Annotated in this window: 4 protein-coding genes; 2 read left to right on the top strand and 2 right to left on the bottom strand. The window is 71.2% G+C overall.

Going from position 1 to position 3,108, the window contains the following annotated elements; translation table 11 throughout:
- The first annotated feature begins 175 nt into the window (after positions 1 to 175).
- Positions 176 to 481, top strand: coding sequence for a hypothetical protein (locus ACFU6K_RS35275; protein ID WP_380670147.1), 306 nt, complete (start codon positions 176 to 178; stop codon positions 479 to 481).
- 535 nt (positions 482 to 1,016) lie between these two features.
- Here ACFU6K_RS35275 and ACFU6K_RS35280 read toward each other — a convergent pair.
- Both ACFU6K_RS35280 and ACFU6K_RS35285 read right to left on the bottom strand, forming a co-directional pair.
- Complete coding sequence (locus ACFU6K_RS35280; protein WP_380670149.1) at positions 1,017 to 1,418, bottom strand: cyclic-phosphate processing receiver domain-containing protein; 402 nt, start codon at positions 1,416 to 1,418, stop codon at positions 1,017 to 1,019.
- A gap of 164 nt (positions 1,419 to 1,582) precedes the next feature.
- On the bottom strand, positions 1,583 to 1,825 hold the full coding sequence (locus tag ACFU6K_RS35285; protein WP_380670151.1) for a hypothetical protein: 243 nt from the start codon (positions 1,823 to 1,825) through the stop codon (positions 1,583 to 1,585).
- 732 nt (positions 1,826 to 2,557) lie between these two features.
- Between ACFU6K_RS35285 and ACFU6K_RS35290 the strand changes: the two genes are divergently transcribed.
- On the top strand, positions 2,558 to 3,067 hold the full coding sequence (locus ACFU6K_RS35290) for a hypothetical protein (protein ID WP_380670153.1): 510 nt from the start codon (positions 2,558 to 2,560) through the stop codon (positions 3,065 to 3,067).
- Positions 3,068 to 3,108 lie beyond the last annotated feature (41 nt).

Below are 3,108 nucleotides of genomic sequence, written 5' to 3' on the forward strand. Positions count from 1 at the left end.
GGCGCACCCTCTCGTTCGACGCCCCCGTCTCCGGCCATGCCCGGGGGCGGGGGCGTCGGCGTTCCGCCTTGCCCTGGCGTCGGAGCTATCGTCGACCGACGGAAGTCTCACCAGGTACGGCGGCCCCTGCGACCGGGCGGCCACCGTCCGCGACGCGCTCGGGAGCTGGTTCTCGTTGAAGCATCCCCACTGGCAACCGTACTGGTGGCGGCTGCTGTTCCGTGCGGACGGCGAGCCGGAGTTCACCGTGATCGGCCCCGGGCCGATCAGCCGGGTCCCGAACGACGCGCTGAAGAACGCGTCCCTGGAAGCGTGGGCCGACGCCCTGCTGGCGGACGCGCCCGACGAACTCGACGACCTGCGGGGCGACCTGCTCCTGGAGTGCTACACCGAGCCCGCGCCCGCGGCGGACACTCCGCCGGTCCACGCACGTCAGGTGCGGCTGCCGGGACGAGCCCTGCCCCCGTACCCCGGGAAGTGACACGTCTCGCCCGGATCACCCGACGCGATGAAGGCTCTCCGCCCTGACCGGCGCAGGAGCGGCCGCGACTCGGGTGGGGCAGCCTGACGAACGGCCGCCGGATGTCGTCGTGGTCGTCGTGGTGTCGGTTACCGCAGATTCTCGGCGACGCGGACGAGTTCCTCATCCGAGAGCCGCGGGGGACCACCGGTCGTGACGACGAAGGTGTAGGTCCCGTCCGACCATGTCAGCGAACGGGGCCCGCCGTTCGGATCCGATTGTGTGATGGCCGCGGGGTGGCCCTTGACCACGGCGGCCCGGCCGTCCGGTGGTGCGCTGTTCCGGAGAGCCTGACTGATGATCAGACTTCCATGCTCGGGCCCCGTTCCCAGCCGGTACCCGCTGGCCCAGGCCGGGGTGTCGGTCGGGAGCGGGGCCAGGCCGGGCAGGTGGAGAGATCGCGGGGTGAATCGTGGCCGCCGGGACCGCCGGCGTCAGCCCAACGGTTCGAGAACACCTGCGGCTTCGGCTCCTCACTCATCCGCTCACCATAGCGTTACGGTCGCCGGGGCGTGGGCGCGATCGGATCGCCCTGTCCGTCCGCCGACCCGGCCGGATCCTGGGCCGACGCCCGCTGGACACGGTAGTTCCAGCGCGTGAGCGCCCGGACGACGGAGGCGGAGCCGACGGGGTTGGCGCTGTGGACGTAGACGGTTCCGATCCGGAAGGGCCGGCCTTCGAAGGCCGCTTCCTCCAGGAGGGCCACCACGGGCATGACGGTGTCGTCGCCGCCGAGGTCGTGGTCGAGCCAGAGTTCGTCGATGAAGCCGTCGCGGTGCTCCTCCAGGAGCCGGGTGCCTTCGCGGCTGGTGCGGGCGATCCGTGTGGCCCGGGGGAGCGGACGCAGGTCGTCGATGCCGAGGACGACGGGCGTCGGTGCGGTGGGCGCTTCTTCCATCGGGCCAGTTTCACAGCGAGTGGGCTGGACGGCCACGGGTTATCGGGCTGCTGCTCGGCGGGCGGCCGGGCACACGCCCGGCCCCGATCGGTCCCGGCCTCCCGCAGCAGCGCCGTCGCGGTCCTGTGGGGGCGGACGGGGCGGGGGCACGAGTGTGGGGCTCCCTACGGCGCCACGGTGTCCGCCGCCGGGGGCTCGTCATCGTCCGAGCGGGCCTTGCGCCGGACGTCGGCCGGGGTGGGAGCCGTGATCTCGCGGTTCTCCGCTGAGCGTTCGCGGGCCCCGACCTCCCCCTCCGCCTTCGCCCGGACGTCGGCCGGGGTCGGGGCGGTGATCGAACGTTCCTCGGCGGACCGCTCCTGCGCCGGTTCGTCGGGCCGGGTCCGCTTGTCGTCGGACGTTGTCATGGCGGTTCCCCTTCCTGGGGCGTTGACGGTTGGGACACCGCGCGGGTGCCCGGGAATCCCGGTCCTGAACCGGACGGACGGCGGCTCCGCACCGACCTTGCCCCGCGCGCGGTGCTTCTCGGGGTCTCGGCGGGGCGCGCACGGCCTGGTGACCTCGCCGAACGGGCCCACCAACGCGCCGCGTTCGCCGTCGGCGACGTGGACGTACGCGCGTGGGCTCCGGGGCGGGAAGGCCTTCACGGTGTGCCGCCGGGCGCTCAGGCCGCCCGCGGCAGGACCTGCTCGCGGTAGAAGTCGAAGAACCCCTCCTGCTCCTGCCCGATCCGGCCGACGTACACCTCGTCGAAGCCGGCCGAAAATTGCCGAAGCGCACAGCCTGGACAGGCTGTGCCGGCCCAAATACAGTGAGTCCCCGGCCGGCAGCGGCAGGAAAGACAATGGGGGCGGAAAGCAGGGGGGCTGCCATGCGGTCCTTTCCCACAATCCGGTGGGCTTCCCTTTTCGGGAAGCGGCTCACGGGGTCGGCGAGCGCGCATGCACGGAGCGGTTCGAAACGCTCCTGCGGCCGACGCGGAACCTCCCGATCCGAGCACGCCGAACCTGCGTAGCCGAAATGAGCACGCCGAACTGAGTACGCTCCTCAAACCCGATATCCGGCGCCGAAGATGCTGTCGGCCGCGGCGCCGGATTCGACTCGTCCGCTCCACCTCAGACGAAAGGAGAGAGGCCATCATGCCTTTGTCGGCAGCCGACCTCGCAAAGCTCGGAGACACACCGGTCACGATCCAGTCGACGTTCTTCCCGAACGTGTACCTGCGCATGGACGGAACCGGGGTGACCGCGTCCGCCGACCACGGCGGCGGGACGGTCAACTGTCAGTACGGCACCGGTCCCTGGACGGCGTACCGGGTCCGGCCGCAGACCGACGGCTCGTACTCCTTCGAGTCGGCGGCCTTCCCGAACGTGTTCCTGCGCATGGACGGAAACGGCGTCCCCGTCACCATGGCCGGCGGGGGGACGGTGAACTGCCAATACGGCATCGGCCCCTGGGAGAAGTTCAACGCCCGCGCCCAGGCCGACGGTTCGTTCTCCTTCGAGTCGGTGGCGTTCCCGGGTATCTTCCTGAGGATGGTGACCGGCAGCGGGGTGACCTCCGCCACCGGTCCTGGGGGGACGGTGAACTGCCAGGTCAAGGCCAACGGCGGCGAGAACGAGAAATTCTATCTCGACAAGGCCCAGTAGACGGGCTCGCCCGGCGGTCATGCCCCGGGTTCTCGCGGAGG

Source organism: Kitasatospora sp. NPDC057512 (assembly GCF_042802135.1).
In the GTDB taxonomy this organism is placed as follows: Bacteria; Actinomycetota; Actinomycetes; order Streptomycetales; family Streptomycetaceae; genus Kitasatospora.

Excerpts from the sequence above, each read along its gene's own strand:
- ACFU6K_RS35285 (WP_380670151.1), bottom strand. The coding sequence starts at position 1,825 with ATGACAACGTCCGACGACAAGCGGACCCGGCCCGACGAACCGGCGCAG.
- ACFU6K_RS35280 (WP_380670149.1), bottom strand. The coding sequence starts at position 1,418 with ATGGAAGAAGCGCCCACCGCACCGACGCCCGTCGTCCTCGGCATCGAC.
- ACFU6K_RS35290 (WP_380670153.1), top strand. The coding sequence starts at position 2,558 with ATGCCTTTGTCGGCAGCCGACCTCGCAAAGCTCGGAGACACACCGGTC.